Source organism: Streptomyces sp. NPDC002499 (assembly GCF_053595415.1).
On sequence record NZ_JBSFXO010000008.1, the window covers coordinates 236,602 to 261,579 of the forward strand.

Below are 24,978 nucleotides of genomic sequence, written 5' to 3' on the forward strand. Positions count from 1 at the left end.
TGACGGGCCGCCTCGCCCGCCCTGAACGGCGAGGCGACCCGTCATCCCAGCCCCGTCGCCCCCTTCGGCCCCGCCACCCCCTTCTGCATCGCCACCGCCAACTCCCGCTCCGTGAGCCGCTCCCCGCGCACCTCCCCGACCACCCGCCCCCGCACGAAGACCAGCACCCGGTCGCACACCTCCGTCAGCTCCGCGAGGTCGGTCGACGCGAGCAGCACGGCCGCGCCGCCCGCCGCCGACTCGCCGACGATGCGGTGTATTTCGGCCCGTACGCCGACGTCGACGCCCCGCGTCGGATCGTCCAGGACGACGACCTTGGGCTCGGTCGCCAGCCACTTGGCCAGGACGACCTTCTGCTGGTTGCCGCCGGACAGCCGGGCCACGAGGTCGTGCGGGCCGCCGCGCAGTCGCAGACGTTCCGTCAGATCGGCGGTCCTGCGCACGAGTTCGGCGCGGGAGGGCAGTACGCCGCCGCGGCCCAGCGCCAGCCAGCTCACGGTCGTCGTGTTCTCCCACACCTCCCGGTCCACCATCAGCCCGTACCGCTTGCGGTCGCTCGGCACGAACGCGACACCCGCCCGCACCGCGTCCCGCAGCGAGCGCGGCAACCCGTGCCCGGCGATGTCGACCCGCCCGGCCGAGACCGCCGTACGCCCGCACACCACCGCCAACGCGTCGAGATGGCCCGCCCCTTGGAGCCCGGCCACCCCCACCACCTCGCCCGCCCGGACCGTGAACGTCACGTCCGACAGCCGGCCGGGCACGTCCACCTCGGACAGCACCACCGACGGCGGCAGATCCACCACGGCCCGCGCGCGGCGGGCCGGCCCGGGCGGGCGGCCGCCCAGCATCGCCGTGACCAGCTCGGGCACGTCGACCTCGGCCCGGCGGGCCCCGGGCAGGGCCACCCGTCCGTCCCGCAGGACCGTCACCCGCCGCGCGAAGCGCATCACCTCGTCCAGGAAGTGGGTGACGTACAGGACGGCGATGCCCCGCCCGGTGAGGGTGCGCAGGACCCGCTCCAGGCGGTCGACGGCGGCGGCCGGGAGCGCGGAGGTGGGCTCGTCCAGGATCAGCAGCCCCGGCCGCCGCAGCAGGGCCCGCGCGATCTCCGACAACTGCTGATCGGCGAGGGGGAGTTCGCCCAACGGTGTGCCCGTGTCGACGTCCAGTCCCAGCTCCGCCAGGACCGGACGGGCCGCGCGGTCCATCGCGCCCCGGTCCAGCAGCCCGAGGCGGCGCGGAGGGTCGTACGGGAAGAGGTTCTCCCGCACGGTGAGGTCCGGGAAGAGGCTCAACTCCTGGGAGACCACGGCGATCCGGGTGTCCGGTGCCGTCCGTACCTCGCCCGCGTCCGCCGTCAGCGTCCCGGACAGGATGCGCACCAGCGTCGACTTGCCGGCGCCGTTCTCGCCGACCAGCGCGTGCACCTCACCTCCGCGCAGCCGGATGCCGACGCCGTCCAACGCCCGTACCCCGCCATAGGACTTGACCAGGTCACGCGCGACCAAGGCGTCCTCGTGCGTCACTTCGGCCGACATCTCAGCGCGCGTCCTCGAGGGGCTTGAGGTTGGCCTTCTGGTCGTCGAGGAGCTTGTCGATCGTCGGCTTGTACCAGTCGTAGGCCGCCTTGGCTGACTTCTGGCGGGTGATGATCTCGTCGATGTTCGAGGAATCCACCACCCCGCCGGGGGACAGGAACCAACCGTCCGCCAGTTTGCCGTCGTTGTCGCGGACCGCCTCGATCAGCATCGCCGTCGACAGATAGCCCTTGAGGAAGTGCTGCGGGTCGATGGTCACGAAGTTGGAGCCGTCCTTCACCGCGTCGAGCGTCTTCGGGTCGACGTCGAAACCGGCCGTCAGCCACTTGCCGCCCTCCGCCTTCTTGATCTTGGCGAGGTTGTAGCTGTCCGCGTCCCCGACGCCGAGGAAGGCCAGCGCGTCCGGATGCGCGTTGACCTGCGCCGACCAGGAGCTGTAGTTCTGCCCGGGATCGCTGTACGTCTGGAAGGGGCCGAGCACCTTCACGCCCGGCGCCTCCTTCGCGAAGGTCTCGGAGATGCCCTTGGCCCGGTTGTCCAGCACCGGGGTCCCCGGGTTGGGCACGCCGATGACGATCTCGCCCTTGGAGTCGTCGCCGAGCCGCTTCAGGGCCTCCTTGGCCATCGACTCGCCCAGCGCGTAGTTGTCGTTGCCGACGTAGAAGGTGACCTTGCTGCCGTCGGTGGGGGAGGTGTCCAGGGCGACGATCGGGATGCCCTTGTCGACGGCCTGCGCGGCGGGGCGGGTGAAGATCGGCGGGTCGAGGTTCTCCAGGACGATGCCGTCCTTCGCGCGCGCGGTGAGGTTCTGGAAGAGCTGCACCTCGGCCGGGCCGTCGGTGTTGGGCGGCCCGACGGCCTTGAAGTCGACCTTCCCGGCGTGACTCGCCGCGCTCTCCGCGCCCAGCACCATCTCGTGGGCGAAGTTGAGCGAGATGTTGGCGACCGCGATGCCCATCTTCAGCTCACCGCCCCCGGATCCGGGGCTGTTGTCCCCGCACCCGGCGGCACCGAGCAGCACCAGCGCGCCGAGCGCGGCGGCGGTCGTACGGAATCGGCGGTGCATCACGGCCTCCAAAAGCCTTGCCCGGCCCGGGTGTTCATCTGCGCCGCCGTCCCGTGCGGCGCAGTGCGCTGTCGGCCGCGACGGCGACGAGGATGACCCCGCCGGTCGCGAACGACGTCCAGTTGATGGGTACTTCGAAGAACACCAGCCCGGAGGCGACCACCGACAGGATCATCGCCCCGGCCACCGCGCCGACCACCGAACCGCGCCCGCCGGCCAGCGGGGTGCCGCCGATGATGCACGCGGCGATCGCCTGCAACTCGTAGCCCTGGCCGAGCGTCGGGTCGCCCGCGCCGTAGAAGGCGAGAGCGAGCGAGGCGGCGCACGCCGTGGTGAGGCCGGACAGCGCCAGGGCCAGGACGCGGGTGCGGACCACCGGGATGCCGCTGAACGCGGCGGCGTCGGGATTGGACCCGATCGCCCGCACCCGGGCCCCGAACCGGCTGCGGGAGAGCACCACGGTGAGGACGACCACCACCGTGAGCAGCACCCACAGGGCGAAGGGCACTCCGCCCGGATCGCCGCCCGCGAAGGTGAAGAAGGAGTCGTCCAGCGGCAGATCGGTGATCTGCTTGCCGTCGGCCAGCGCGAGTCCGACGCCCCGGAAGAGCAGCAGCGTCCCCAGGGTCACGATGAACGACGGCAGCGCGAGCAGCGTCGTCACCAGCGCGTTGAACACGCCGAGCCCGATCCCGCACACCAGCATCACCGGCACCGCGAGCCACGGTGCGAGCCCGTCCCGTACCAACAACGCCCCCACGACCAGGCACATCGCGTAGGTGCCGCCCACCGACAGATCGACCTCGCGCATGGCGAGGGCGAAGACCATGCCGCACGCCATCAGCGAGATGTAGACCGAATTGTGGGCGGTGGTCAGCAGGTTGTCGGTGTCGAGGAAGTCCGGGTACGGGATCCCGATCGCGGCGATCAGCAGCCCCAGCACGAGCAGGACACCGAACTCGTCCCGCACCAGCCGCCGCGGCCGCCACCGGCGTACCCGCGACTCGCCCTCTCCGCCGCCCTGTTCGCGGGCGCGCTCGGCGTCGTCCACGGCACGCTCGGTCTCGGTCATCGGACACGGCTCCCGTACGGCAGGCACTGGGGGCGGGCCGGCGGCGAGGCCCGACCGCAGCGTCGGCCCGTCGGCCACGGGCGGCAACCGTGCCGTTCCGGCGAGTGAAATGCGCCCTTGCCGAGCGACTGACGGGTCATCACACTCGCCCCATGGAGACGCGGACCGCACTGGTGACCGGAGCGGCACAAGGCCTCGGGCAGGAGTTCGCCGTCGCGCTCGCCGGGCGCGGATACCGGGTCGCGGGCCTCGACCTGGTCCCGCAGCAGGAGACCGCGGGGAAGGTCCTCGACTACGTGGAGCTGGTGGCCGACGCGAGCGACGAGGAGCAGGTGCGGGCGGGCCTGGAGCGGGTGATCGACCAGTTCGGCACTTTGCACGTCGTCGTGAACAACGCGGGCCTGTATCCGGCCAAACCCTTCGAGGAGACGACCCTGGAGGACTGGCGGCGGGTCATGCGCGTCAACCTGGAGGCGCCGTTCCTGGTCACCAGCGCCGCGCTGCCCTATCTGAAGGCGGCCGGCTGGGGTCGGATCATCAACATCACCTCGGCCGCCGTGTTCACCGCGCCGCCCGCGATGGTCCCCTACGTCGCCTCGAAGGCGGGCCTGATCGGCTTCACGCGTGCGTTGGCGGCGGCGCTCGGACCGTACGGCATCACGGTCAACGCGATCGCGCCGAGCATGGTGCGTACCGCGACGGCCGAGCGGACGGTCGGCGCGGACGGCGGCTTCGAGGCGGTACGCGCGGGCCAGGTCGTCGCTCGTACCCAGGAGCCGTCCGACCTGGTCTCGACGCTGCTGTACGTGGTGGACGAGGGGAGCGGCTTCCTGACCGGGCAGACGCTCAACGTCTCAGGAGGATCGGCGTTCCTGTGACCGGTCGACCCAGGCGTGCAGCTCTTCCTTCAGCGACCGCTGGAAGGTGGTGAGCAGGGCTTGCAGCACCAGCGGCTCCATGTGGGCGGACAGTGACCTGACGGCCCGCGCGTCCCGCTCCCGGACCTCCCCGCGGAACAGCTCCGACAACTCGTGGGCCGCCGCGCGCGAGTGAGCGATCAGGACCCGGCGCGCCGCGAGGATCGCCTCCTCGGAGAGCGGTACGTCGAGCAGCCGCACCCCGAGCCGAAGCAGCCCGACGTCGACGACGTATCCGCCCTCGTCCGCGCGCACCACCCCCATCGCACCGAGCCGCTCGACGTCATGGTCACTCAACGCCCGCCCGGCCCGCTCCCGCAGCTCCGCCCGGCTCAGCGTCTCCAGCGTCTCCGGCGCCCACGTGGACACGACGGCCCGGTGAATGGCGAGATCCTGAGCACTGAGATCGGGCGGCAGCTGTTGCAGATACCGCTCGATGGCCGCCAGCGTCATGCCCTGATGCTGCAACTCCTCGATGAGCGCCAGCCGGTCCAGATGCTCCCCGCTGTAGTGCCCCACCCGCCGCGGCCCGATCATCGGCGGCGGCAGCAGCCCTTTGGTGCTGTAGAACCGAACCGTACGAACCGTGACACCGGCCCGCGCGGCCAGTTCGTCGATCGTGAGCGTCGGCTCCCCGGTGTCGGTCGTCATGCGTATCAGTATCGCTGTCTCACCAGAACTGTGACACCTCTTGCGCGATCCCGTTGTCAGTGGCGAACCGTACGGTGGCCTCATGTCAGAGATCATCTACACACGGGGTGACGCCACCGTTCCGTCGGTGAAAGGCGTCAAGGTGATCGCCCATGTCTGCAACGACATCGGGGGATGGGGAAAGGGGTTCGTCCTGGCCCTCTCCCGCCGCTGGCCCGAGCCGGAGGCCGCGTACCGGGCCTGGCACCGCGACCGCGCGAAGAACGACTTCGGTCTGGGCGCGGCGCAGTTCGTACAGGTGGAGCGGTATCTGTGGGTGGCCAACATGGTCGGGCAGCGGGGCACGCGGACCGGCAGCAAGGGCGTCCCGGTCCGGTACGAGGCCATCGACACGGCTCTCGGCAAGCTCGCGGACAAGGCCCTGGAGCTGGACGCCTCCGTCCACATGCCCCGCATTGGCTGCGGCCTGGCCGGCGGCAAGTGGTCACGCGTCGAGCCACTGATCACGGAGCGCCTGGTCACGCGCGGGATCCGGGTCACGGTCTACGACCACGGTGACTGATCAAGAGCCGGCGACGATCACGCCCTGAAGGGGCGCGGGGAACTGCGCGACCAGCCACAACGGACGCGCAGCCCCCACACCACCGAACCGGGCACCCCCTCAGTGGGCGCCTTCATGCACATCATTCGTCGCCGCGATCTTCTTCCACGACTTCGGCTGAGCAGGAGCAGCCGCCGACCGAGCGATCGACGCCGAGCCCGCCGTCGAGGCGCCCGGCTTCGTCGGCTGGAACAGCCACGTGTCGAAGAGCGCCGACAACGACTGCCCGGACACCCGCTCGGCGAACGCCTGGAAGTCGGCCACGGACGCGTTGCCGTAGGCGTGCTCCTTCGGCCAGCCCTTCAGGATCGCGAAGAACGCGTCGTCGCCGACGGCGTTGCGCAGCGTCTGCACGGCCAGCGCGCCGCGGTCGTAGACGGCGAGGGCGAACTGGTTGTCCGGACCGGGGTCACCCGGCTTGACGGTCCAGAACGCGTCGTCGGCCGGGTGCGAGGCGTACACATAGTCGGCGAGTTCCTGCGCCGTGCCCTCGCCCTCGTGCTCGGACCACAGCCACTGCGCGTACCGGGCGAAGCCCTCGTTGATCCAGATGTCCTTCCAGCCCTTGAGGGACACGCTGTCGCCGTACCACTGGTGCGCCAGCTCGTGCACCACGACCGACGTGTTCGAGCCGTTCGCGAACTGCCGGGGGCTGTAGTAGACGCGGGTCTGGGTCTCCAGCGCGTACCCCGTGGTCGTGTTGGGCACGTAGCCGCCGGCCGAACTGAAGGGATACGGCCCGAAGTAGCCGCTCAGCCAGTCCACCAGCTCCCCGGTCCGCTCCACGCTCGCCCGCGCCGCCCCGTCGTTGTCGCCGAGGTCCTTGCTGTAGGCGTTGACGACCGGCACCCCGCCCTCGGAGGTGCTCGTCGTGATGTCGAACTTCCCGACCGCGAGGGTGGTCAGGTAGGTCGCCTGTGGCTTGTTCTCACGCCAGTTGTAGCGGGTCCAGCCGCGCTGCGAACTCGTCGACTGGAGCAGCCCGTTGGAGATCACCTGCGTACCGTTCGGCACCGCCACCGACACGTCGTAGGTCGCCTTGTCGAGCGGGTGGTCGTTGCTCGGGTACCACCACCAGGCCGACTCGGGCTCGTCCGCCGCGATCGCCCCGTCGGGCGTGCGGTGCCAGGTCGAGAAGCCGTACGCGCTCTTCGTGGACGGCACCCCGCTGTAGCGCACGACCACGGTGATCGCCGTGCCCTTGGCCAGCGGCGTCTTCGGCGTGACCACCAGCTCGTGCTGGCCCGAGGTCGTGAAGGTGGCCGCGGCGCCGTTGACCCGCACCTCGCTGACGTCCAGCAGGAAGTCCAGGTCGAAGCTCGACAGATCCTGCGTGGTCTTCGCCAGGATCGTCGCCGTACCCGCCAACTCGTCGGTGGTGGGCTGGTATTGAAGCCTCAGGTCGTAGTGGGAGACGTCGTATCCGCCGTTGCCGTAGGCCGGGTAGTAGGGGTCGCCGATACCTGGCGCGCCGGGGGAGTAGCTTGCGGCCGACGCCGGGATCGCCAGCATCAGGGACGCGGCGGCGAGTGCGCCCGGCGCGATGATTCTGCGGTGCACGAAAGGCTCCAAGTGTTGGGGGCACGAAGTCTGTTCGGAGCCTATTCAGTCCCTGTGCACCCACCCCTGTCCACGGCCTCCGCTGTCACACGATCGCCATTCGGCCGACATGAGCGAGGTCCACGCAGGGGCCTTATTCGGCCACAGGGGCACCACAGTTCGCGCATAGCCCCCTTCTGTGCGGGAGTTGACCGAGGTACCGTCCCGCGCATGCCGACACGCACGCGCTTCACGACCTGGAGACCGCTCGCGACGGCGGCCATCGCCGCCCTCATGGCCGCGTTCCTCACCCCGCTGACGGCCCACGCGGCCCCTCGGGAGAGCCAACCCGTCTACTCCTACGACAACGCTGTCCGCGAGGCCGTCTGGGTGGACACCGGCCTCGACGGTGACGGCGACGGACAGCACGACCGGGTGGCCGTGGACATCGTCCGGCCCCGCGAACCCGCCCAACAGGGCCGCAAGATACCGGTCATCATGGACGCCAGCCCGTACTACTCCTGCTGCGGCCGCGGCAACGAGAGTCAGCTGAAGACGTACGACGCGAACGGCGACGTGGTCCAGATGCCGCTCTTCTACGACAACTACTTCGTGCCGCGGGGGTACGCGTTCGTCGGCGTCGACCTCGCCGGCACCAACCGCTCCGACGGCTGCGTCGATGTCGGCGGCCGCTCCGACATCCAGTCCGCCAAGGCCGTCGTCGACTGGCTGAACGGCCGCGCCAAGGCGTACACCACCCGCACCGGAACCGCACGTGCCAAGGCGAGTTGGACCAACGGCAAGACGGGCATGATCGGCAAGAGCTGGGACGGCACGATCGCCAACGGCGTCGCCGCGACCGGGGTCAAGGGCCTGAAGACGATCGTCCCGATCAGCGCCATCTCCTCCTGGTACGACTATTACTTCGCCCAGGGCGCCCCCCTCTACGACTCGGGCCCCGACTGGCTCTCCGACTACGTCGACAGTCCCGACGCCCGCGCCAAGTGCGCCGCCGTCCAGCAGAAGATCGTCGACGGGGCCCCGCGCACCGGCGACTGGACGAAGTTCTGGACCGAGCGCGACTACGTCAAGGACGCGAGCAAGGTCAAGGCCAGCGTCTTCCTGACCCACGGCCTCCAGGACCTCAACGTCCGCACCAAGCACTTCGGCCAGTGGTGGGACGCCCTCGCCAAGAACGGCGTCGAGCGCAAGATCTGGCTCTCCCAGACCGGCCACGTCGACCCCTTCGACTTCCGCCGCGGCGCCTGGGTCGACACCCTGCACCGCTGGTTCGACCACGAACTCCTCGGCTACGACAACGGAATCGACCGCGAGCCGATGGCCGACGTCGAGCGCCACCCCGACCAGTGGGTCACCTCCTCGGTCTGGCCCCCGCGATCCACGGCCACCACGACCCTGCGCCCCGACCAGGGCACCCGGGCGGGCGTCGGCGCCCTCGGCCTCACCAAGGGCGACGGCACCGAAACGTTCACCGACGACCCGCAGTTGAGCGAGACCGACTGGGCCGCGCAGATCGACACGTCGACCCCGGCGAAGGCGGGCTTCGTGACCAAGCCCCTCAGCCGCGACCTGCGGCTGTCCGGCTCCTCCAAGGTCACGATCACCGCCACCCCGACCACCCCGACGGCCCACCTCTCCGCCGTCCTGGTCGACCTCGGTCCCGACACGATCCGCGACTACGCCGCCGGCGGCGAGGGCATCAGCACGCTCACCGACCGCAGTTGCTGGGGCGCGAGCACCACGGGTGACAGCGCCTGCTTCAAGAACACCGCGGCGAAGAAGACCGCCGTCGACTACACGGTGGTCAGCCGTGGTTGGGCCGACCTCGGCACCTACGCCTCCGACCGCAAGGGAGTTGCGCTCACCCCGGGCAAGGCTTACACCATCACCCTCGACCTCGCGGCCACCGACCATGTCGTCCCGGCCGGACACCGCCTCGCCCTGATCGTCGCGGGCACCGACAAGGACCTCATCGACCCGCCGGCCGACAAGCCGACGCTCACCATCGACCTGTCCCGCACGTCCGCACGCGTACCGCTGGTCGGCGGTGCGTCCGCGTTCAGGCAGGCCACTTCGGGCACGTCCGGCGCGGTGGCGGAGGCGACGGACCTCGACGGGGTCCGCGCACCGCGCACCCAGCGCGTCCCGGACGGAAATTGACGGACCGTCGGCCCACGGCGCGCATGCCGTGGGCCGACCGATTCAGGGACCGTTCCCGCCGCTGACCACGGCGTGGAACGGCTCCTGACCACAGCGCACGACGCACCACCACGGGGGAACCACCATGCTGAACTTCCATTTCACGGACGCCGACCTGGCCCGAATACGGGTCGTGAGCGGCCCGCATCCCATGTGGGAGCTGCTGCTCAGCCTCCACCTGCTCGCCGGCTGCGACGGGACCGTCGTGTTCGGGCCCTGGCGGCGGCACGTCCGCACCCGACTGCCCGCCGGCGTCCGCATGCTGCTCGATCTCGCCCCGCCCCGCGGCTACTCGGCCGACTTCCTCACCCCCGCGCTCGACCGGAACGAGCTGGACACGGGGATCGACGCCGTCCTGTCCACCCCGCGCAAGCTGCTGCGCCGGGACGTGGCCGGGCTGGCCGCCGCGCGCCGCATCGGGACGTGGACCCGGCCGCTCGCCGAGGGCGACACCGGCACCCTGGGCCGTCTGGGCGCCGTCCTGCACGGCTACTTCGACCAGGCCCTGCGCCCGCACTGGACGCGAGTGCGCACGACGGTCGAGGCGGACCGCGCGCTGCGTGCGCGGGCCGTCCTGGACGGGGGCACCGAAGCCATGCTGGCCACCGTGCACCCGGGCCTGCGCTGGGAGTCGGGCGTGCTCACCATGGCCAGCACGTACGACCGCGACATCCACCTGGACGGCCGCGGACTGCTCCTGGTGCCGTCGTTCTTCTGCTGGCGTGCCCCGATCACCCTGCGCGACCCGGAGCGTCCTCCGGTGATCGTCTATCCGGTCGTCCACGACCTCGGCTGGGCCCAGGAGGAGGACGGCCCGGTGAACGATGGGCGCGAGGCGCTGCGCACCCTGCTCGGCCGTACGCGTGCCGAACTGCTCAACGCGGCGGCGTCCGGCGGCGGTTCGACCGGTGAGCTGGCCCGTCGGCTCATCGTGTCCCCGGCGACGGTCTCGCAGCACGCGGCGGCCCTGCGCGAGGCGGGCCTGATCGTCACCCAACGCCGGGGACAGGGCGTCCACCACAGCACGACACCGCTCGGACAGGCCCTCCTGGACGGCCGGCGCGGCATCCCGCAGCGCTGGCCGGAGAGCGCGGCGCAGCAGGCCGCCGGGTACGCGAACCCGACGGCCGGCCGGAGCTTCGGTCAGGCGGCCAGCGGGAACACCCCCGCGCCCTCGCCGGGAAGCTGAGTCCAGCCCCCGATCCGGGCGGCCAGCCGGCGCAGCCTGGGATCACCGGGGCGGACGTCGATCTGGAAGTGCGCCACGTGCGGCCGGCGCAGCCGGCCGCCCCAGGCCACCACGCCCTCGCACTCCCGGACGATGTCCCGCACCGCGCGCTCCTGGTGCGGGAACAGCACGCCGTCCGCGCCGAGCGGGTACGCGTCCGGGCGAACGGCCACGGCGGTTCCGGAGGCGTAGTTGGTGCGGTGCCCGGTCAGCCCCGCGGCGGACCGGTGCCCGGCCAGTTCGTGCCGGGCCACCTCCTCGACCTCGTAGTGGAAGCGGCGTACGACGTGCAGGAGCACCACCGAGACCTCGCCCTCGCGCAGTGCGACGGAGGCGGGGGTGCCCGGGACCGGCAGGGTGGCGATGCCGGTGGTGGTGACCGGCCAGCCGTTGGCGCTGGTGCCGGCCGCGGCCGACGGCGGTCGCCCGGCCGCCGTCGCCGGGGCCGGGAGGCCCACGGTGACGCCGGCCGCCACCGCCCCCGCCAGCCCGGCCAACAGGACGGACCGGCGCGGCAGTTGTCTGCCCTCGGCGTTGTCCGCTGAGTCGCTCGTGTTCATACCGGAACCCCCTAGGCCCGCAGAGCCGCGTTGAAACGCTCGAAGATGTTGTAGAGATCGCGCGCCCGGCGGCCGTACTCCTGGGCGTCGTCGTTGGTGCCGTTGTAGCGGGCGAGCACCGCGACGTTGTCGGCGTCGGAGTAGCGCAGCCGGTCGGTGGTGACGCCCACGAGGTGGGCCGAGTGGATGTGGACCAGGGCGACGGTGCTCACGTTGTAGTCGTCGTCGTTGCGCAGCCGGTCCCAGACCGCCCGGCGGGCCCGCCAGTCCTCCATGTCCTGGATCGGGCCGGAGACCACGTCCGCGTCGATGCAGTAGTTGCGGGCCTTGATCGCGGTCCTGCCGTAGATCTGGGCGACACCCGTGCTGGAGTCGTCCTTGATCACGAGCGGCGGGGTGGGCGGCTCCCCGACGGGGTTCTGCTCCCAGAGAGCCTGCGCCTCCTCCCAGTTGAAGTAGGTGGCGACCAGTACGTCCACGGCCTCGTCGGTGAAGTCGGCCTGGTACTCCCAGAAGGTGACCGCCTGGATGAGCGACTTGCGCATCCGGAAGGAGCGGGCGAGACCCGTGATCAGCGCGTCCATGTCGAGGACCTTGGTGATGCACTCCTCCGGGGTGCGGTCCCGGTACCAGTCGTCGTGACCGTTGTCCTCGATGTAGTGGACGAGGTCCGTGGCCAGGGCGCCCCACTGGTTCATGTCGAAGGGCACGTCCAGCGCGGTGTCCGGGCCCCGGGGCGTGAACTGGGTCTGCCCGGTGTCGCGGCCGGACGCGACGTCCTTGTCGATCTCGATGAATCCGGCGCCCGAGCCCACGGTGATCGTCGCGATCTGGTCGAAGGCCCAGTCCTTCGGCAGCGGGAAGCCCAGGTTGCCGCTGTAGCCGGTCGACATGTCGGACACGAAACTGGACGCCGTCAGACCGGCCTTGGCGAGCCGGCTGCAGATGTTGCGGGGCGCGTACACACCGACGCGGTACTCGCTGCCGTACGCGGCCATCCGGTTGACCAGGCCCCGGAAGTGCGGGATGACCCGGCTGGTGATCTCCTCGTCGACGGCGTCGTAGTCGACGGAGAAGTAGATGATGGTGCCGTACTTGAAGCCGTGTCCCCGGGCCGCCTCCAGGGCCGCCAGGGCGTCCGTGGCGCCCTGCTGCGCGTTGAAGTACTCGGGGTCGCCGCCGTTGGTCTGGTAGATCGGGAAGACCGAGAGGCCGCCCGCGACGATGTTGGCGAGTTCACCGGGCTGGATCTTCTTGTTCTTCGGGTTGGTGACGTTCGCATTGGTCAAGTACCGCCCCACCGTGGTGTATCCGGCGGCCCGCAGCGCCTGGGCGCGGGCCGGGGTGATCTCGGTGATGCAGTCGGCCGCGGTGCCGGCCCTGCTCGGGTCGCCGGTGCTGACCAGCAGCGAGGCCCAAGTACGGAAGTCCGCGCTGCCGTTGGTGGGCAGCAGCTGCGCGAACCGCTGGAAGTCCACGACGGTGCTGAGCAGCGACCCCGAGTAGAAGCCGTCGAACGCGACGTCCCAGCCGTTGAACCGCATCGCCGCCTGGAACAGGTGCACGAACTGCTTGGCGCCGTCGGCCGAGCCGAGACCGAGCACCGCCTGCGTCCTGACACCGTCCTGAGTCCCGGGCCCGAAACGCCCGTTGGCGACGTCGTCGCTCATCCCGATCTCGTACTGGAGGGCGAAGACCAGCGCCTTCTGCACGTCCCGGGAGAAGTTCCCGTCGGCCGGGCAGATGAAGAACTCCCGGCGCTGGACGTACCGCCCGTTCAGCCACTGCTGGATCGTGCGCACCTGCTCGGTGCCGTTGCCCACCCGGACGTACGGGTCCATCGTGAGCAGCGCCTTGAACACCTTCGGCTGGAGCCCGCTGCCCGGATAGGCCCCGCCCACGCCCATGTTGGACTTGAGCTCGGCGACCGAGTCCGCGGTCCGGCCGTTGTAGGTGCCGTCCATGCCGCCGCCGTCGTAGCCCTTGCAGTACAGGCCCGACTGCACGATCCGGTAGACGTTGCCGTGCCGGGTCAGGTCGTCGATCTGCGGTCCGAACCGGGACTGGAGCGTGCTCAGTGTCGTCGGACCGAAGGTGTCGGACAGCGTGGTGATGCCCAGCTCGTACTGGAGCGCCCGGGTCAGGGCGTACATCACCGTCCAGCTGGTCCTCCCGTTCACCTCCACCTTCGGGATGCCGGACACGTTGTAGGAGTTGATGAACCGCTGCGCGAGTTCCACCATCTCGTCGGCCATTGCGCCTCCTTCGCGTGTGACGGTCCGTCAGACCCAGTCCTGGTAGATGCCGCCGTTGCAGCCGGTGGTGCGGAAGCCGCTGTCGTCGCTGTCGTCGATGCAACGGTCGGTGTACTGGTTGCGGAAGGTCAGGCGCACCTCGTGGTGGCGGACGATGTACCAGCTCACGGACTCGGAGCTGTCGCAGAACTGCGTGCTGAACCCGGCCGGGCCGTCGTAGAGACAGCGTCCCGTGGCCTGGTTCTGGAAGCGGCGCGTGCCGTCGTTGAAGACGTGGACGTCCCAGTTCTGGTAGATGCCGCCGTTGCAGGGGTACGTGCGGAACCCGAAGGACTTGCTGTCGTCCATGCAGCGCAGCGTGCCCAGGCTCTGGAAGGTGTTCACGACCAGCACGGAGGTGCCTCCGTCGGCCGTCTCCTGCACGGCGTCCGCGGTGCCCGTCGCGGCGAACAGGGCCCCCGCGCACAGCACGGCGGCGAACATCGCTCTGATCGACTTCTTCTGCCTCATCGGATTCCCCCGGGGTCTGAGTGGTTCGGTCTCGTCCTGGGGTCAGCGTGGGGTCGCCTGACATGGCACCGCCAGACGTTTCAGGCATAGCTGAAACCACGACTCGGACCGGGACCGAGTGCCGCGACCGCCCGGACCACGCCACCTGTGATAGGCCCTTGGGGCATAGCTCGACAGATACGCCCAAAACGCCCAGGGGAAGGTGCCGCCGATGACCGACGATCCGCAGCAGGGAGGCGACCGGGAGGGCACGTCGGCCCCGCCCGGCAACCGCACCGACCGGGTGGTGTTCGGTGTCACCGCCGCCATCACCGTGGCCTTCGTGATCTGGGGCTGGGCGGCGACGGACTCCCTGGAGAGCGTCTCCACGACGATGCTCAACGGCCTGATCCACAACGGCGGTTGGGCCTTCATGCTGTCCGCCTCGTGCTTCGTGGCCTTCGCCCTGTGGCTCGCGATCAGCCGCTACGGCCGTATCCACCTCGGCGCCGAGGGCGAGGAACCCGAGTTCCGCACGGTGTCCTGGGTCGCGATGATGTTCAGCGCCGGCATGGGCATCGGCCTGATGTTCTACGGCGTCAGCGAACCGCTCGCGCACTACACGACCCCGCCGCCGGGAACGACCCCTGCCGACTCCGGCGAGCGGATGCAGACGGCGATGGCCACCACCCTCTTCCACTGGACGCTGCACCCCTGGGCGATCTACGCGGTGGTCGGCCTCGGCATCGCCTACAGCACGTTTCGCAAGCGCCGCCGCCAGACCATCAGCGCGGTCTTCACCCCGCTCATCGGGGAGCGGCACGCGAACGGCGCCGCAGGCCGGGTCATCGACATCCTCGCGATCATCGCCACCGTCTTCGGCTCCGCCGCCTCGCTCGGTCTCGGCGCCCTCCAGATCGGCTCCGGATTCCAGGAGTTGGACTGGATGGACGACGTGAGCACCGGCCTGCTCGTCGCCATCATCGCCGTGCTGACCCTGGCGTTCGTCGCCTCGGCGGTCTCCGGTGTCGAGAAGGGCATCCAGTGGCTGTCCAACATCAACATGGTGCTGGCCCTGATCCTGGCGGTCTTCGTCTTCATCGCGGGCCCCACGATCATCGTCCTGGACCTGCTGCCCACCTCGATCTTCGCCTACCTCGGCGACCTGCCCCAGCTCGCGGGTCGCACGGAGGCCAGCGGCGGCAAGGGCGTCGCGGACTGGCTCGGCAGCTGGACCGTCTTCTACTGGGCCTGGTGGATCTCCTGGACGCCCTTCGTCGGCATGTTCATCGCCAGGATCAGCCGCGGCCGCACCATCCGGCAGTTCGTCGGCGGCGTCATCCTCGTCCCCAGCACGGTCAGCCTCGTCTGGTTCGCGGTCTTCGGCGGTACGGCGATGAAGCTGAAGGAGGGCGGCGCGCTGGGCGGCAAGTCGACGCCCGAGGCCCAACTCTTCGGCGTCCTCCAGGAGTTCCCCATCGCGACCGCCACCAGCCTCCTGGTGATGATCCTGGTCGGCATCTTCTTCGTGTCCGGAGCCGACGCCGCGTCCATCGTGATGGGCACGCTCTCCCAGAAGGGTGCCTTGGAACCCGGCCGGTTCGTCGTCGTGTTCTGGGGCGTGGTCACCGGGGCCGTCGCGGCCATCATGCTGCTCGTCGGCAGCGGTGAGGACGACGCCCTCACCGGCCTGCAGAACCTCACCATCCTGGCCGCCGCGCCCTTCGTCCTGGTGATGATCGGCATGTGTGTAGCCCTCCTGCGCGACCTCCGCCGCGACCCGGTCATCGTGCGCGGCGAGATGGGCTCCGAGGCCGTCGAACTCGCCGTGATCGAGGGTCACAAGAAGTACGACGGCGACTTCGAGATCAAGGTCGGCCCGGGCCCGGGCACCGACACGGAGGGCGACCCCTTGGGGCACGACCACGGGTGAGGGGGGCGGGCGGGGCGGAACACGGCGTGACTGACCGGCTGTTGGCCCAGCCGCCCGGCTGCCCAGCCGCTCAGCCGCTCAGCCGCTCAGCCGCCCGGCTGCCCGGCTGCCCGGCCGCTCAGGCGGACGCGAGCCCCGCCGTCTCCTCCGCGCACCCCCACGCCACCGTCACACCCGCCCCGCCGTGACCGTAGTTGTGCACCAACAGCCGCCCGTCCGCGAGGACTTCACTCTCCAACCGGACCGCGTCCCGGGCCGGCCGCAACCCCACCCGGTGCTCCAGCACCCGCGCCCCGGCGATCTCCGGCCGCAGGGCCGCACACCGTCGTACGATCGCCTCGGCCACCGCCGGATCCGGCTCGGTGGTCCAGGCGTGCTCGTCCGCCGTGCCACCGAGCAACAGGCGGCCGGGCTGCGGGAAGAAGTACGCCATCTCGCCGTCGTCGGCGGTGGTGACCAGCCAGGTGTCGATCCCGGGGTTCTCCACCACGACCAACTGACCTCGGACGGGATACACGTTCGCGTCCGGCACCAGCTCACGGGCGCCGAGGCCCGAGCAGTTGACCACCACCGGCGCGTCCGCCTCCGCGAGCGCGGACACCGTACGCTCCTCGACCACCCCGCCCGCCTTCGCCAACCGCCCCCGCAGCCACGGCAGATGGGTCGGCATGTCGATCAGTGGCAACCGCGCCCACAGTCCCGTCCCGGCGTACTCGTCACCCGTCGCCGCCCGCAGCCCCGGTACCCGCGCCGCCCACGGCCCCAACTCGTCCAGCCGCGTCTCGCCGAGTACGCCCTCGGCCATGCGTACGCCCGTCTCCGCGGGCCGCGCCGCCAACTCCTCGTACACCCCGAGCGAGCGCAGCGCCCACGCGCCGGTCCGCGCCTCCGGTTCGATCCGGTAGGGCCACCAGAGCGCGCCGGCAACGGCCGAGGTCGTGCGCTCGGCCGGATCCCGGGACCAGACCCGCACTCGTATCCCGCGTTCGGCGAGAACGACGGCCGTGGTCAGGCCGACGACCCCGCCACCGATCACGATGACATCGCTGTTCGATCCGCTCTCCATTCCCGGACCGTAGCGGAATGTCCCATGCCGTGCGCAGATCGCTGTCGGTGCGGGAATACTCACAGCATGTCTGCCGAGTACGCGACCTTCGGCCTGGCACCGGCGATGCGTGCCGGTGGAGTCCTCGTCAATGGTGACTACCAGGTTCACCGGGACTTCCTGGACTTCATCGTCGACGGACGCCCGCTGCTGTTCCAGCTCTCCGACCTCGACGCCGTCTCCCCACTGGCCTCCGACATCCCACCCGCGATCTTCACCGAACAGGTCCGCAGCCTGCTCCTGGAGGCGCATGCCCCGCTTCCGGACGGGCGTTACGTCATCTACGGCTGCCCCGACTGCGCCGACCTGGCCTGCGGCGCGGTCACCGCGGCCATCGAGAAGGACGGCGACGACTACATCTGGCGGGACTTCGCCTGGCAGACCGACGAACACGCCGACCTGGAGCTCAACGGCTACCACGGCATCGGGCCGCTCCGCTTCCACGGCACCGAGTACCGCGAGGCCCTCGCCGCCCTCCTCGACGGCGGCCCGGGCAGCACCCGCCGCCGGGTCCTGCTGATCGGCGCCCGCGTCGCCCTGCTCGCCAAACTCGCCGCCGCCCTGCGCATCATCGGCATCGGCGCCGACATCGCCCACGACACGAACGACGTCCACACCGACGAACTGCGCAGCTACGGCGCCGTCGCCTTCGGCCGCGCGGTCACCGAGCAGGAACGTGCCTCCGTACGCCACGCCTTCGAACAGGCCGGCGTCGACGTCGCCTACGTCGACGGCCTCGCCCCGATAGTCCCGCTGCTCGTCGCCCAGATCGAACACGCCCTGGACCGCAGCCCGGTGGAACTGCGCCGCCTCACCCGCCTGGTCGCCGCCGACGGCGAGGCGGGCGTCGAGGTCACTTCGTCCTGCCGGGTCAGCCTCACGGCGTACCGCCTCGACCGCCTCTACCGCGCCCACGCCCACGAGGTCTTCGACGGCGTCCTCGAACCGGGCCGCCACCGCATCGCCCTGGACGCCAAGGCGGTGAAGGGACAGTCCTTCGTGGTGGCGCGGACCGCCGGGAGTGTGCTGGTGGAGGCGATGGCACGGTGAGAACCCGGCGGCGGGAGACGGCACCCGGACGTTAGGATCGGCGGTCTGATGACTGCCACCCTCGTCGCCAAGAACCTCGCCGCCGGACATGGCGACCGCTCCCTCTTCGCCGGGCTCGACCTCGTCGTCGCGCCCGGCGACGTGATCGGGTTGGTCGGTGCCAACGGCGCGGGCAAGTCCACGCTGCTCAAGATGCTCGCGGGCCTGCTCGCACCGGAGGAGGGCGAGCTGCGGCTCTCCCCGCCGAGCGCCACCGTCGGCCACCTCCCGCAGGAGCCCGAGCGCAGGACCGGCGAGACGGTACGGGAGTTCCTGGCCCGCCGCACCGGCGTCGCCGAGGCCCAGCGGGTGATGGACGAGGCCACCCAGGCGCTGGTCGACGGCGCGCCCGGATCCGACGACGCCTACTCGACGAGCCTGGAGCGCTGGCTCGACCTCGGCGGCGCCGACCTCGACGAGCGGGCCGCGGAGGTCACCGACTCCCTGGGCCTGTCCGTCGACCTCGACCAGCCCATGACCGCCCTCTCCGGCGGCCAGGCGGCCCGCGCCGGACTCGCCTCCCTCCTCCTGTCCCGCTACGACGTCTTCCTCCTCGACGAGCCCACCAACGACCTCGACCTGGACGGCCTGGAGCGCCTGGAGCGCTTCGTCTCCGGCCTGCGCGCCGGCACGGTCGTCGTGTCGCACGACCGCGAGTTCCTCACCCGCACGGTCACCAAGGTCCTCGAACTCGACCTGGCCCAGCAGCAGATCACGCTCTACGGCGGTGGCTACGAGGCCTATCTGGAGGAACGGGACGTGGCCCGCCGGCACGCCCGCGACGACTTCGAGGAGTACGCCGACAAGCGCTCCGCCCTCCAGGACCGCGCCCAGATGCAGCGCGGCTGGATGGACAAGGGCGTCAAGAACGCCCGCCGCAAGGCGAACAACGACAACGACAAGATCGGCCGCAAGTTCCGCAGCGAGGCCAGCGAGAAGCAGGCCGCGAAGGCTCGCCAGACCCAGCGCATGATCGAACGCCTCGACGTCGTCGAGGAGCCCCGCAAGGAGTGGGACCTGCGCATGGAGATCGCCTCGGCCCCGCGCTCGGGTGCCGTCGTGGCCACCCTGCGCGAAGCCGAGATCCGCCGCGGCGACTTCGCCTTCGGCCCGGTCACCCTCCAGATCGACTGGGCGGACCGGGTCGCGGTGACCGGGGCGAACGGCGCCGGCAAGTCGACCCTGCTCGGCGCCCTCCTGGGCCGCATCCCGCTGGACTCCGGTACGGCCTCGCTCGGCTCCGGCGTCCTGGTCGGCGAGGTCGACCAGGCGCGCCAGCTGTTCCACGGCGAGGAGTCCCTGCTGGACGCGTTCTGCGCGGCCGTCCCGGACACCGAGCCGGCCGAAGTACGTACCCTTCTGGCCAAGTTCGGCCTCAAGGCCCACCACGTCATGCGCTCGGCGGCGACCCTCTCCCCGGGCGAACGCACGAGGTCGGCCCTGGCCCTCCTCCAGGGCCGAGGAGTCAACCTCCTCGTCCTGGACGAGCCCACCAACCACCTCGACCTACCGGCCATCGAGCAACTGGAGTCCGCCCTCGACGCCTACGAGGGCACCCTCCTCCTCGTCACCCACGACCGCCGCATGCTGGACGCGGTCCATGTGACCCGCCGCCTGGAGGTGGCAGGGGGGAAGGTGACGGAGCGATAAGAGGGCGGTCAGGAAACGCCCCGTCAGGGGCGCGGGGAACTGCGCGACCAGCCACAGCGGACCCGCAGCTCCCCACTACCTCAGCGCTTGCCGTCCTTAGGATTGAGCAACCCGGCCTTGCGAAGAGCATCGGCCATCGCACTGTTCGCCGGCGGCGCAGCCTGACGTGAACCACCGCCACCGCCACCGCCTTGGCGCTGTTGCTGCCGAGGTTGAGGCGGACGCCCGCCTCGCTGACGCCGCTCACCCCCACCGCCCTGCTGCCCCTGCTCCTTCGGCGCAGCCTCGTCGTCCAGCCGCAAGGTCAGCGAGATGCGCTTACGCGGGATGTCGACATCAAGAACCTTCACCTTGACGATGTCACCCGGCTTCACGACCTCACGCGGGTCCTTGACGAACGTCTTCGACAGCGCGGAGACATGCGCAAGACCGTCCTGGTGGACGCCGACGTCGATGAACGCCCCGAACGCGGCGACGTTCGTGACGACACCCTCCAGCACCATCCCGGAGGTGAGGTCGGAGATCTTCTCGACGCCGTCCTTGAACGTGGCCGTCTTGAAGGCGGGCCGCGGGTCGCGCCCCGGCTTCTCCAGCTCCTTGAGGATGTCCGTCACGGTCGGCAGACCGAACGTCTCGTCCACGAACTCGGTCGGCTTCAGCGACCGCAGCACACCCGTGTTGCCGATGAGCGAGGCGACTTCCTGCCCGGACGTCTTCACCATGCGCCGGACCACCGGATAGGCCTCGGGGTGCACGCTGGACGCGTCCAGCGGGTCGTCGCCGCCGCGGATCCGCAGGAAGCCCGCGCACTGCTCGTAGGCCTTGGGGCCGAGCCGCGCCACCTTCTTCAGCTGGCCGCGGGAGGTGAACGGGCCGTTGGAGTCGCGGTGGGCCACGATGTTCTCGGCGAGTCCCGAGGTGATGCCGGAGACCCGGGAGAGCAGCGGGGCCGACGCCGTGTTGACGTCCACGCCGACGCCGTTCACACAGTCCTCCACCACCGCGTCCAGCGAACGCGACAGCTTCACCTCGGACAGGTCGTGCTGGTACTGGCCGACGCCGATCGACTTGGGGTCGATCTTCACCAGCTCGGCGAGCGGGTCCTGGAGGCGGCGCGCGATGGAGACGGCGCCGCGCAGCGACACGTCCATGTCGGGCAGCTCCTGCGAGGCGAACGCGGAGGCCGAGTACACGGAGGCGCCGGCCTCGGACACCATCACCTTGGTGAGCTTCAACTCCGGGTGCTTGGTAATGAGTTCACCGGCGAGCTTGTCGGTCTCACGGGACGCCGTGCCGTTGCCGATCGCGATCAGATCGACCGCGTGCTCCTTCGCGAGCCGGGCCAGCTTGGCGATCGCCTCGTCCCACTTGTTGGCCGGGACGTGCGGGTAGATGACGTCGGTCGCCACCACCTTGCCGGTCGCGTCGACGACGGCCACCTTCACACCCGTACGGAACCCGGGGTCCAGGCCGAGCGTCGCGCGCGTGCCGGCCGGGGCGGCGAGCAGCAGGTCGCGCAGGTTGGAGGCGAAGACGTTGACCGCCTCGTCCTCGGCGGCCGTGCGCAGCCGCAGCCGCATGTCGATGCCGAGGTGCACCAGGATCCGGGTGCGCCAGGCCCAACGGACCGTGTCCGTCAGCCACTTGTCACCGGGACGACCGCGGTCGGCGACGTGGAACCGGTGGGCGACGATCCCCTCGTACGACGAAGGCCCCTCCGTCGCCTCCTCCGGCTCCAGGACGAGGTCGAGGACCTCCTCCTTCTCGCCGCGCAGCATGGCGAGGGTCCGGTGCGAGGGCAAGGCGGTGAACGGCTCGGCGAAGTCGAAGTAGTCGGCGAACTTGGCGCCCGCCTCCTCCTTGCCCTCCCGCACCTTGGCCGCCAGGCGGCCACGCACCCACATGCGCTCGCGCAGCTCGCCGATCAGGTCGGCGTCCTCCGCGAACCGCTCGGTGAGGATCGCCCGGGCACCGTCGAGGGCGGCCTGCGGATCGGCCACGCCCTTGTCGGCGTCGACGAACGCGGCGGCCGCGGCCAGCGGTTCCACGGTCGGGTCGCTCAGCAGCCCCTCCGCGAGCGGCTCCAGACCGGCCTCGCGCGCGATCTGCGCCTTGGTGCGCCGCTTGGGCTTGTACGGCAGGTAGATGTCCTCAAGGCGCGCCTTGGTCTCCGCGGCGCGGATCTGCGCGGCCAGCTCGTCGGTGAGCTTGCCCTGCTCGCGCACCGACTCCAGGATCGCCGTGCGCCGCTCCTCCAGCTCCCGCAGATAACGCAGCCGCTCCTCAAGCGTGCGCAGCTGCGCGTCGTCGAGCATCTCGGTCGCTTCCTTGCGGTAGCGCGCGATGAAAGGCACCGTCGAGCCGCCGTCGAGCAGCTCGACCGCCGCCTTGACCTGCCGCTCCCGTACGCCGAGTTCCTCGGCGATCCTGCCTTCGATGGACCCTGGTTCGATGGATCCGGCTGTCGTCACGATCCCGTACCGCCTTCTCGCTGGGGTTGCGCGGCAATTGTGGCAGGTCGCACCGACACCCGGGGATCAGGGCGCCGCCCTGTGGACAACCCGCGTGGCAGGAAAGGTGGGAAGCCCGTCATTGCGGCCATGGGCGCGCCCGCCGAGAATCGACGGCATGGCGCAGCGAACCGTTCTCGTCGTCCTCTTCGACGGCGTCCAGAGCCTCGATGTCACCGGCCCGGTGGAGGTGTTCGCGGGCGCGGAGAAGGGTGTGCCGGGCTCGTACCGCATCCGTACGGCGTCCCTGGACGGCGGTCCCGTGCGCACCTCCAGCGGCCTCACCCTCGTACCGGACCAGGCGCTCACGGAGGCGCCGGACCCGCACACCCTCCTGGTCCCCGGCGGCGCGGGCACCCGTAGCCCGGACCCGCGCCTGGTCGACTGGCTGCGTGCGCACGGCACGCGCGCGAAGCGGCTGGTCTCGGTGTGCACCGGAGCGCTGCTGCTGGCCGAGGCGGGTCTGCTGGACGGCCACCGCGCGACCAGCCACTGGTCGGTGTGCGAGAAGCTCGCCCGCGACCACCCGGCCGTCGAGGTCGATCCGGACCCCATCTACATCCGCGACGGACACCTCGCGACCTCGGCCGGCGTCACCTCAGGCATCGACCTCGCGCTCGCCCTGGTCGAGGAGGACGTCGGCCGGGAGGCAGCCCTCTCCATCGCCCGTCACCTCGTCGTCTTCCTCCGACGCCCGGGAAATCAGGCCCAGTTCAGCGCCCAGCTCGTCGCGCAGACCGCTCAGCGCGAGCCACTGCGCGAGGTCCAGCAGTGGATCACCGAGCACCCCGGCGACGACCTCTCCGTGGAGGCCCTCGCGAGCCGTGCCAGCCTCTCGCCCCGCCACTTCGCCCGCGCCTTCCAGACCGAGACCGGCATGACGCCGGGCCGCTACGTCGAGCGCGTCCGCCTCGAACACGCCCGCCGCCTCCTGGAGGACACCTCCGACGGCATCGAGGAGGTCTCCCGCGCCTGCGGCTACGGCACGCCCGAGGCGATGCGGCGCGCCTTCGTCAGATCCCTCGGGACGGCACCCGCCGAGTACCGCCGCCGGTTCCGCCCGGCGCCCGCCCACTGAACACCCGCAGACCGGCTGATACACCCGCAGACCGAAGGGGGAATCCCATGCAGTTCGCCATCGTCCTCTACGACCGCTTCACCGCCCTCGACGCCGTCGGCCCCTACGAGACCCTGGGCCGCCTCCCGGACTCCGAGGTCGTCTTCGTCGCCGAGCGGACCGGGCCCGTCCGCACCGACAGCGGGAGCCTCGCGCTGATCGCCGACCGGACCCTGGCCGAGGTGCCGAACCCGGACGTCGTGGTCGTCCCCGGCGGCCCCGGCCAGACCCCGCAGATGGACAACGAGGCGCTGCTGGACTGGATCCGTGCCGCCGATGCCACGAGCACCTGGACGACGTCCGTATGCACCGGCTCGCTGCTGCTTGCCGCCGCCGGGCTGCTCGACGGGCGCCGCGCGACCTCGCACTGGCTGGCCCTCGACGAGCTGAAGAGGTTCGGCGCCGAGCCGACGGGGGAGCGGGTCGTCTTCGACGGCAAGTACGTCACCGCGGCCGGGGTCTCCTCGGGCATCGACATGGGCCTCGCCCTGCTCGGCCGGATGTCGGGCGATGTCGTCGCCCAGGCCGTGCAGTTGGGCATCGAGTACGACCCGCAGCCGCCCTACGACGCGGGGTCCCCGCAGAAGGCGCCCGCGGACGTCGTCGAACTGATCCGCTCGATGAGCCGGTTCATCCTCGGAAAGGAACCGACCACGTGAAGCGCGGCTGCCTGCGCTCCAGGAACGCGGCGACCCCCTCCGCGGTGTCGTCGCTTCCGCGCGCCTGCTCGGCCCAGTAACCGTCCCTGTCCGTACGCCCGTTGGCGAATTCCTTGGCCGCGGCCTGCGTGAGCTGCGAGCGGGTGGCCAGGATCCTGGTGAACTCCGCGACCCGTTTGTCGAGTTCGCCCGCCGGCAGCACCTCGTCCACCAGGCCCGTGCACTGCGCCCGCTCGGTGTCGATCAACTCGCCCGAGAACAACAGGTACTTGGCGGCGGCCGGACCCACCAGCGACACCAACCGCCGCGTGGACGAGGCCGCGTACACGATCCCCAGCTTCGCCGGCGTCACCCCGAACAGCGCACCCTCCTCGGCGAACCGCAGATCGCAGGCCGCCGCGAGCTGCGCGCCGCCGCCCACGCAGTGCCCGCGGATCGCGGCCAGCGTCGGCTTCGGGAAGGCCGCGAGAGCCTCCTCGGCACCCACCGCCAGCGACTGCGCCTCCTTCGGCGACCCCCGCAGCGTGGAGATGTCGGCCCCCGCGCAGAACGTCCCGCCCTCCCCGGTCAGCACCAGCGCCCGCACCTCGGGGTCGGCCGCGAGGGTGTCGAGCAGCGGCGGCAGGGCGGCCCACATCGCGGCCGTCATGGCGTTGCGCTTGGCCGGGTGGTGGATGACGACGGTGGCGACGGAGTCGGTGACCGTGTGCAGCAGCTGGGGCTCCATGGCCGGATGCTAGCCGCAGCGCACGACCGTACGATCAAGGAGGGGGCCG

At 70.8% G+C, this 24,978-nt stretch carries 20 protein-coding genes; 9 read left to right on the top strand and 11 right to left on the bottom strand.

The window, feature by feature from the left end:
• Positions 1 to 41: 41 nt before the first annotated feature.
• The 3 genes from ACWD5F_RS23915 to ACWD5F_RS23925 are packed head-to-tail and all read right to left on the bottom strand — an operon-like array spanning position 42 to position 3,679.
• Complete coding sequence (locus tag ACWD5F_RS23915; RefSeq protein WP_451257112.1) at positions 42 to 1,541, bottom strand: sugar ABC transporter ATP-binding protein; 1,500 nt, start codon at positions 1,539 to 1,541, stop codon at positions 42 to 44.
• A 1-nt stretch (position 1,542) separates the two neighbouring features.
• Positions 1,543 to 2,607 (bottom strand): sugar ABC transporter substrate-binding protein, encoded by a 1,065-nt coding sequence (locus ACWD5F_RS23920; protein WP_451257114.1) that lies wholly within the window; start codon positions 2,605 to 2,607, stop codon positions 1,543 to 1,545.
• Between the two features lie 34 nt (positions 2,608 to 2,641).
• Positions 2,642 to 3,679 (bottom strand): ABC transporter permease, encoded by a 1,038-nt coding sequence (locus tag ACWD5F_RS23925; RefSeq protein ID WP_451257116.1) that lies wholly within the window; start codon positions 3,677 to 3,679, stop codon positions 2,642 to 2,644.
• Positions 3,680 to 3,831: 152 nt separating this feature from the next.
• Here ACWD5F_RS23925 and ACWD5F_RS23930 point away from each other — a divergent pair, with 152 nt between their 5' ends.
• A complete protein-coding gene (locus ACWD5F_RS23930; RefSeq protein WP_401712294.1) occupies positions 3,832 to 4,557 on the top strand; it encodes an SDR family NAD(P)-dependent oxidoreductase in 726 nt (241 codons plus the stop codon).
• Here the strand turns inward: ACWD5F_RS23930 and ACWD5F_RS23935 are convergent.
• Entirely contained in the window at positions 4,534 to 5,247 is a 714-nt protein-coding gene (locus tag ACWD5F_RS23935) for a MerR family transcriptional regulator (protein WP_451257118.1), read from the bottom strand. The genes ACWD5F_RS23930 and ACWD5F_RS23935 overlap by 24 nt on opposite strands.
• An 82-nt stretch (positions 5,248 to 5,329) precedes the next feature.
• On the opposite strand from ACWD5F_RS23935, the gene ACWD5F_RS23940 reads away from it, so the two are divergent.
• Positions 5,330 to 5,809: a macro domain-containing protein gene (locus ACWD5F_RS23940; protein ID WP_451257120.1), complete on the top strand. Its 480-nt coding sequence runs from the start codon at positions 5,330 to 5,332 to the stop codon at positions 5,807 to 5,809.
• Between the two features lie 99 nt (positions 5,810 to 5,908).
• On the opposite strand, the gene ACWD5F_RS23945 is transcribed toward ACWD5F_RS23940, so the two are convergent.
• The gene (locus ACWD5F_RS23945) at positions 5,909 to 7,408 is read right to left on the bottom strand and encodes a M1 family metallopeptidase (RefSeq protein ID WP_451257122.1); all 1,500 of its coding nucleotides are present in this window, start codon (positions 7,406 to 7,408) and stop codon (positions 5,909 to 5,911) included.
• Between the two features lie 210 nt (positions 7,409 to 7,618).
• Between ACWD5F_RS23945 and ACWD5F_RS23950 the strand changes: the two genes are divergently transcribed.
• Positions 7,619 to 9,568 (top strand): Xaa-Pro dipeptidyl-peptidase, encoded by a 1,950-nt coding sequence (locus ACWD5F_RS23950; protein WP_451257124.1) that lies wholly within the window; start codon positions 7,619 to 7,621, stop codon positions 9,566 to 9,568.
• A gap of 124 nt (positions 9,569 to 9,692) precedes the next feature.
• Positions 9,693 to 10,796, top strand: a complete 1,104-nt coding sequence (locus tag ACWD5F_RS23955) for an ArsR family transcriptional regulator (RefSeq protein WP_451257126.1) — start codon at positions 9,693 to 9,695, stop codon at positions 10,794 to 10,796.
• On the opposite strand, the gene ACWD5F_RS23960 is transcribed toward ACWD5F_RS23955, so the two are convergent.
• Genes ACWD5F_RS23960 through ACWD5F_RS23970 form a run of 3 tightly spaced genes read right to left on the bottom strand, consistent with a single transcriptional unit; the run spans position 10,751 to position 14,160 of the window.
• Positions 10,751 to 11,395, bottom strand: coding sequence for a hypothetical protein (locus tag ACWD5F_RS23960; RefSeq protein WP_451257128.1), 645 nt, complete (start codon positions 11,393 to 11,395; stop codon positions 10,751 to 10,753). The genes ACWD5F_RS23955 and ACWD5F_RS23960 overlap by 46 nt on opposite strands.
• A gap of 11 nt (positions 11,396 to 11,406) precedes the next feature.
• Positions 11,407 to 13,650, bottom strand: coding sequence for a glycoside hydrolase domain-containing protein (locus tag ACWD5F_RS23965; RefSeq protein ID WP_451257130.1), 2,244 nt, complete (start codon positions 13,648 to 13,650; stop codon positions 11,407 to 11,409).
• A 27-nt stretch (positions 13,651 to 13,677) separates the two neighbouring features.
• Entirely contained in the window at positions 13,678 to 14,160 is a 483-nt protein-coding gene (locus tag ACWD5F_RS23970; RefSeq protein ID WP_451257132.1) for an RICIN domain-containing protein, read from the bottom strand.
• 211 nt (positions 14,161 to 14,371) lie between these two features.
• Here ACWD5F_RS23970 and ACWD5F_RS23975 point away from each other — a divergent pair, with 211 nt between their 5' ends.
• Positions 14,372 to 16,072 (top strand): BCCT family transporter, encoded by a 1,701-nt coding sequence (locus ACWD5F_RS23975; RefSeq protein WP_451257134.1) that lies wholly within the window; start codon positions 14,372 to 14,374, stop codon positions 16,070 to 16,072.
• 118 nt (positions 16,073 to 16,190) lie between these two features.
• Here ACWD5F_RS23975 and ACWD5F_RS23980 read toward each other — a convergent pair whose 3' ends face one another.
• Complete coding sequence (locus tag ACWD5F_RS23980; protein ID WP_451257136.1) at positions 16,191 to 17,138, bottom strand: FAD-dependent oxidoreductase; 948 nt, start codon at positions 17,136 to 17,138, stop codon at positions 16,191 to 16,193.
• A gap of 66 nt (positions 17,139 to 17,204) precedes the next feature.
• Here ACWD5F_RS23980 and ACWD5F_RS23985 point away from each other — a divergent pair, with 66 nt between their 5' ends.
• Positions 17,205 to 18,227 (top strand): oxidoreductase, encoded by a 1,023-nt coding sequence (locus ACWD5F_RS23985; protein WP_451257138.1) that lies wholly within the window; start codon positions 17,205 to 17,207, stop codon positions 18,225 to 18,227.
• A 48-nt stretch (positions 18,228 to 18,275) separates the two neighbouring features.
• Positions 18,276 to 19,916, top strand: a complete 1,641-nt coding sequence (locus tag ACWD5F_RS23990) for an ABC-F family ATP-binding cassette domain-containing protein (RefSeq protein ID WP_451257140.1) — start codon at positions 18,276 to 18,278, stop codon at positions 19,914 to 19,916.
• An 80-nt stretch (positions 19,917 to 19,996) separates the two neighbouring features.
• Here the strand turns inward: ACWD5F_RS23990 and ACWD5F_RS23995 are convergent, their stop codons facing one another.
• Entirely contained in the window at positions 19,997 to 22,387 is a 2,391-nt protein-coding gene (locus ACWD5F_RS23995) for a Tex family protein (RefSeq protein WP_451257142.1), read from the bottom strand.
• Positions 22,388 to 22,544: 157 nt separating this feature from the next.
• Between ACWD5F_RS23995 and ACWD5F_RS24000 the strand changes: the two genes are divergently transcribed.
• Complete coding sequence (locus ACWD5F_RS24000; RefSeq protein ID WP_451257144.1) at positions 22,545 to 23,504, top strand: GlxA family transcriptional regulator; 960 nt, start codon at positions 22,545 to 22,547, stop codon at positions 23,502 to 23,504.
• A 47-nt stretch (positions 23,505 to 23,551) separates the two neighbouring features.
• Complete coding sequence (locus tag ACWD5F_RS24005) at positions 23,552 to 24,202, top strand: DJ-1/PfpI family protein (RefSeq protein WP_451257146.1); 651 nt, start codon at positions 23,552 to 23,554, stop codon at positions 24,200 to 24,202.
• On the opposite strand, the gene ACWD5F_RS24010 is transcribed toward ACWD5F_RS24005, so the two are convergent.
• The gene (locus ACWD5F_RS24010) at positions 24,174 to 24,929 is read right to left on the bottom strand and encodes an enoyl-CoA hydratase/isomerase family protein (RefSeq protein ID WP_451257148.1); all 756 of its coding nucleotides are present in this window, start codon (positions 24,927 to 24,929) and stop codon (positions 24,174 to 24,176) included. The genes ACWD5F_RS24005 and ACWD5F_RS24010 overlap by 29 nt on opposite strands.
• Positions 24,930 to 24,978 lie beyond the last annotated feature (49 nt).

Coding starts and splice junctions, on each gene's coding strand:
- ACWD5F_RS23985 (WP_451257138.1), top strand. CDS start 17,205: ATGTCTGCCGAGTACGCGACCTTCGGCCTGGCACCGGCGATGCGTGCC.
- ACWD5F_RS23915 (WP_451257112.1), bottom strand. CDS start 1,541: ATGTCGGCCGAAGTGACGCACGAGGACGCCTTGGTCGCGCGTGACCTG.
- ACWD5F_RS24005 (WP_451257146.1), top strand. CDS start 23,552: ATGCAGTTCGCCATCGTCCTCTACGACCGCTTCACCGCCCTCGACGCC.
- ACWD5F_RS23980 (WP_451257136.1), bottom strand. CDS start 17,138: ATGGAGAGCGGATCGAACAGCGATGTCATCGTGATCGGTGGCGGGGTC.
- ACWD5F_RS23965 (WP_451257130.1), bottom strand. CDS start 13,650: ATGGCCGACGAGATGGTGGAACTCGCGCAGCGGTTCATCAACTCCTAC.
- ACWD5F_RS23960 (WP_451257128.1), bottom strand. CDS start 11,395: ATGAACACGAGCGACTCAGCGGACAACGCCGAGGGCAGACAACTGCCG.
- ACWD5F_RS23990 (WP_451257140.1), top strand. CDS start 18,276: ATGACTGCCACCCTCGTCGCCAAGAACCTCGCCGCCGGACATGGCGAC.
- ACWD5F_RS23950 (WP_451257124.1), top strand. CDS start 7,619: ATGCCGACACGCACGCGCTTCACGACCTGGAGACCGCTCGCGACGGCG.
- ACWD5F_RS23925 (WP_451257116.1), bottom strand. CDS start 3,679: ATGACCGAGACCGAGCGTGCCGTGGACGACGCCGAGCGCGCCCGCGAA.
- ACWD5F_RS23920 (WP_451257114.1), bottom strand. CDS start 2,607: ATGCACCGCCGATTCCGTACGACCGCCGCCGCGCTCGGCGCGCTGGTG.
- ACWD5F_RS23955 (WP_451257126.1), top strand. CDS start 9,693: ATGCTGAACTTCCATTTCACGGACGCCGACCTGGCCCGAATACGGGTC.
- ACWD5F_RS23940 (WP_451257120.1), top strand. CDS start 5,330: ATGTCAGAGATCATCTACACACGGGGTGACGCCACCGTTCCGTCGGTG.
- ACWD5F_RS24000 (WP_451257144.1), top strand. CDS start 22,545: ATGGCGCAGCGAACCGTTCTCGTCGTCCTCTTCGACGGCGTCCAGAGC.
- ACWD5F_RS24010 (WP_451257148.1), bottom strand. CDS start 24,929: ATGGAGCCCCAGCTGCTGCACACGGTCACCGACTCCGTCGCCACCGTC.
- ACWD5F_RS23975 (WP_451257134.1), top strand. CDS start 14,372: ATGACCGACGATCCGCAGCAGGGAGGCGACCGGGAGGGCACGTCGGCC.
- ACWD5F_RS23930 (WP_401712294.1), top strand. CDS start 3,832: ATGGAGACGCGGACCGCACTGGTGACCGGAGCGGCACAAGGCCTCGGG.
- ACWD5F_RS23935 (WP_451257118.1), bottom strand. CDS start 5,247: ATGACGACCGACACCGGGGAGCCGACGCTCACGATCGACGAACTGGCC.
- ACWD5F_RS23970 (WP_451257132.1), bottom strand. CDS start 14,160: ATGAGGCAGAAGAAGTCGATCAGAGCGATGTTCGCCGCCGTGCTGTGC.